The organism is Christiangramia echinicola DSM 19838 (assembly GCF_000423065.1).
GTDB classification, from domain to species: domain Bacteria; phylum Bacteroidota; class Bacteroidia; order Flavobacteriales; family Flavobacteriaceae; genus Christiangramia; species Christiangramia echinicola.
Window position 1 is genome coordinate 1 of record NZ_AUHG01000006.1, and the last position, 3,810, is coordinate 3,810.

Annotated in this window: 2 tRNA genes and 2 rRNA genes; all 4 read right to left on the minus strand. The window is 48.1% G+C overall.

The window, feature by feature from the left end:
- Positions 1-2,834 (minus strand): 23S ribosomal RNA (locus G530_RS0100390).
- 229 nt (positions 2,835-3,063) lie between these two features.
- A tRNA-Ala gene (locus tag G530_RS0100395) sits at positions 3,064-3,137 on the minus strand.
- A 122-nt stretch (positions 3,138-3,259) separates the two neighbouring features.
- Positions 3,260-3,333, minus strand: a tRNA-Ile gene (locus G530_RS0100400).
- A gap of 188 nt (positions 3,334-3,521) precedes the next feature.
- Positions 3,522-3,810 (minus strand): 16S ribosomal RNA (locus G530_RS0100405); the annotation flags it as partial.

Below are 3,810 nucleotides of genomic sequence, written 5' to 3' on the forward strand. Positions count from 1 at the left end.
GCATCAAGCTTTACGGAGTATTAGTACTACTCGGCTATGACATTACTGCCTTTACACCTGTAGCCTATCAACGTGGTAGTCTCCCACGGTCCTTTAAAGAAATCTCATCTTGTGGTGGGTTTCGCGCTTATATGCTTTCAGCGCTTATCCCTTCCGAACGTAGCTACTCTGCAGTGCTCCTGGCGGAACAACAGATACACCAGAGGTTCGTCCAATCCGGTCCTCTCGTACTAGGATCAGGTCCACTCAAATTTCTAACGCCCACTGTAGATAGAGACCGAACTGTCTCACGACGTTCTGAACCCAGCTCGCGTGCCACTTTAATGGGCGAACAGCCCAACCCTTGGGACCTTCTCCAGCCCCAGGATGTGACGAGCCGACATCGAGGTGCCAAACCCCCCCGTCGATGTGAGCTCTTGGGGGAGATCAGCCTGTTATCCCCGGCGTACCTTTTATCCTTTGAGCGATGACCCTTCCATGCGGTGTCACCGGATCACTATGCTCTACTTTCGTACCTGATCGACCTGTATGTCTCTCAGTCAAGCTCCCTTTTGCCATTGCACTCTACGCACGGTTACCAAGCGTGCTGAGGGAACCTTTAGAAGCCTCCGTTACTCTTTTGGAGGCGACCACCCCAGTCAAACTACCCACCAAGCACTGTCCTTCCATTGGAAGTTAGGCTCTAAACAAGTAAAGGGTAGTATTTCAACAACGACTCCACCACACCTGGCGATGCAGCTTCAAAGTCTCCTACCTATCCTACACATCACTTGTTCAAAGTCAATACTAAGCTATAGTAAAGGTGCACGGGGTCTTTTCGTCCCACAGCGGGTAATCGGCATCTTCACCGATACTACAATTTCACCGAGCTCATGGCTGAGACAGTATCCAGATCGTTGCACCATTCGTGCAGGTCGGAACTTACCCGACAAGGAATTTCGCTACCTTAGGACCGTTATAGTTACGGCCGCCGTTTACTGGGGCTTCAGTTCAATGCTTCGCCGAAGCTAACATCTCCCCTTAACCTTCCAGCACCGGGCAGGTGTCAGGCCCTATACGTCATCTTTCGATTTAGCAGAGCCCTGTGTTTTTGATAAACAGTCGCCTGGATCTTTTCACTGCGGCCCCCCCATAAGGGGGGCGACCCTTCTCCCGAAGTTACGGGCCAATTTTGCCTAGTTCCTTAGCCATGAATCTCTCGAGCACCTTAGAATTCTCATCCCAACTACCTGTGTCGGTTTAGGGTACGGGTTGCCTCCACTCGCTTTTCTTGGAAGTCGCTCCTCTGGATTATCACTCCGGCCGTAGCTTTTGTGTACTATCGGGGTGTTACCACTCCCTTCAACGTACTATTCCGTCAGTACGCACCAAATTTACGCCTCCGTCCGCTTTAACGTGGGGCAAGTAGCAGAATATTAACTGCTTGTCCATCGACTACCCCTTTCGGGTTCGCCTTAGGTCCCGACTAACCCTCAGCTGATTAGCATAGCTGAGGAAACCTTAGTCTTTCGGTGTGCAGGTTTCTCGCCTGCATTATCGTTACTTATGCCTACATTTTCTTTTGTAACCGATCCAGCAAGCCTCGCGACTCACCTTCATCTCTGTTACAATGCTCCCCTACCACTTACAGTAAACTGTAAGTCCATAGCTTCGGTAATATGTTTATGCCCGATTATTATCCATGCCGAACCGCTCGACTAGTGAGCTGTTACGCACTCTTTAAATGAATGGCTGCTTCCAAGCCAACATCCTAGCTGTCTGGGCAGTTCAACCGCGTTTCTTCAACTTAACATATATTTTGGGACCTTAGCTGATGGTCTGGGTTCTTTCCCTCTCGGACATGGACCTTAGCACCCATGCCCTCACTGATATGCATCATTTTATAGCATTCGGAGTTTGTCAGGAATTGGTAGGCGGTGAAGCCCCCGCATCCAATCAGTAGCTCTACCTCTATAAAACTAACTATATCGCTGCACCTAAATGCATTTCGGGGAGTACGAGCTATTTCCGAGTTTGATTGGCCTTTCACCCCTACCCTCAGGTCATCCCAAGACTTTTCAACGTCAACGGGTTCGGTCCTCCACTATGTGTTACCACAGCTTCAACCTGCCCAAGGGTAGATCACACGGTTTCGCGTCTACCACTACCAACTAAAGCGCCCTATTCAGACTCGCTTTCGCTACGGCTCCACAGCTGAACTGCTTAACCTTGCTGGCAACGGTAACTCGTAGGCTCATTATGCAAAAGGCACGCCGTCACCCCACGAAGGGGCTCCGACCGCTTGTAAGCGTATGGTTTCAGGATCTATTTCACTCCCTTATTCAGGGTTCTTTTCACCTTTCCCTCACGGTACTGGTTCACTATCGGTCTCTCAGGAGTATTTAGCCTTGGCGGATGGTCCCGCCGGATTCATACAGGGTTTCACGTGCCCCGCACTACTCAGGATACCACTATGTTTTATACGAAGTTTTCTATACCGGGCTGTCACCGTCTATGGCCAAGCTTTCCAACTTGTTCTAATTCCTTGTACAAACAATATTGTGGTCCTACAACCCCAATAAGTCCGTAAACTCATTGGTTTGGGCTACTGCGCGTTCGCTCGCCGCTACTAGCGCAATCACTATTGTTTTCTCTTCCTCCGGGTACTTAGATGTTTCAGTTCTCCGGGTTTGCTTCCTTGCGGATGACATATCTTCAATATGCCGGGTTGCCCCATTCGGATATTCGCGGATCAATTTGTATGTGCCAATCCCCACGACTTTTCGCAGCTTATCACGTCCTTCATCGCCTCTGAGAGCCTAGGCATTCCCCATACGCCCTTATCTAGCTTGTATGCGCTTTGCTTAATGCTCTAATCTAACTGATTGCTCAGTTAGAAGTATTATAATGTATTACTTATATTAAATATTTCTATCTAATAGTGTTCTCGTATTCTTTGTTTCTCAATATGTCAATGAACTTTTTTCCCGTATAACAATAAAACTTCGATGATCCTACAAACTAAAAAAACTCATGTTTCCTGGTTGTTTGTAAAAACTATACCCATTCTATCTCTAGGAATCGTGGAGAATATCGGAGTCGAACCGATGACCTCCTGCGTGCAAGGCAGGCGCTCTAGCCAGCTGAGCTAATCCCCCATTTTTCAGTGATCAGTTAACAGTTATTAGTTAACAGTACTTATAACGGCTACTCAACCTCTAAAATTTCCTTTAGTTATTTCAAATGAACGTCTATAAACCTGATGGCTTACTCTTTCAAGTAGTCTCAGGCAGACTCGAACTGCCGACCTCTACATTATCAGTGTAGCGCTCTAACCAGCTGAGCTATGAGACTGTCCCTATAGTAGGTAGTAGCTAGTAATGAGTAATGAGTCAAATTTAAAACCTGTTCTCAATACTTAATACTCTATACGTAGTACTATATATAATAATCGAATTGACGATAAGAATCAAGACCAAAGCGGTCTTAGCTGAACTTCCCTTACTAATTGTCGCTTGTACCATATAGGTACAAAGCTCTAGAAAGGAGGTGTTCCAGCCGCACCTTCCGGTACGGCTACCTTGTTACGACTTAGCCCCAGTTACCAGTTTTACCCTAGGCCGCTCCTTACGGTGACGGACTTCAGGTACCCCCGGCTTCCATGGCTTGACGGGCGGTGTGTACAAGGCCCGGGAACGTATTCACCGCATCATGGCTGATATGCGATTACTAGCGATTCCAGCTTCACGCAGTCGAGTTGCAGACTGCGATCCGAACTGTGATAGGGTTTGAAGATTCGCATCCCCTCGCGGGGTAGCTGCCCTCTGTCCC